Origin of the sequence: Methylobacterium sp. WL116 (assembly GCF_008039455.1) — a bacterium.
Lineage (GTDB): Bacteria > Pseudomonadota > Alphaproteobacteria > Rhizobiales > Beijerinckiaceae > Methylobacterium.
In genome coordinates this window covers 1-702 of sequence record NZ_VRUV01001024.1, presented here as the reverse complement: position 1 = coordinate 702, position 702 = coordinate 1, and the positions used below count along the sequence as shown (strand labels likewise).

The 702-nt window shown below is 74.8% G+C and carries 1 protein-coding gene; it reads left to right on the top strand.

Annotated features, from left to right (window positions below; translation table 11 throughout):
- Positions 1-171: 171 nt before the first annotated feature.
- On the top strand, positions 172-702 hold a 531-nt coding region (locus FV223_RS29185; protein WP_147730062.1), incomplete at its 3' end, for an AbrB family transcriptional regulator.

Sequence of the window (702 nt, the reverse complement as noted above, 5' to 3'; positions counted from 1 at the left end):
GGCGCCGGCCGGCACCGCCGCCTGCCGCGAGGCGACGATCGCCGCCGGGTGACGAACAGGTCGCACAGGGCTGGGTTGTGCGCCCGTGCGCGTGACAGGCCGGGCGACAGGGTGTAGCGCGGCGCCAGGATCGCGGACCGCCATGCGATCGATCGAACCTGGCGCGTCGCCTTGCCTTTTCCCGCACGGACCATCGCCCTCTGGGCGGCGCTGATCGCCGCCTCGGGCCTGCTCGGCTTCGGCCTGAAGCTCGGGCAGTTCCCGGCCGCGTTCCTGCTCGGGCCGATGATCGCGGCGATCGCGTTCGGGGTGCGGGGGGCGCCGCTCCGGATGCCGCGGCCGGCCTTCCAGGCCTCGCAGGCGATGATCGGCTGCATGGTGGCCCACGCCATCACCGCGGAGATCACCAAGACCCTGATCGCGGACGGGCCACTGATCCTGCTCGTGGTCGGCGTCACGGTGCTCGCCGGCGCCCTCGTCGGGCTGGTGCTCACGCGCCTGCGGGTGCTCCCCGGCACGACCGCCGCCTGGGGCTCCTCGCCGGGCGGGGCGGCGGCGATGGTGGCGATGGCCGAGGAATACGGCTCCGATCCCCGCCTCGTCGCCTTCATGCAGTACGTGCGCGTCGCCGCCGTGGTGCTCTCGGCCTCGCTGGTGGCGCGGCTGCTGACCGATTCCGTGGCGGCCGGCCCGCCGCCACGG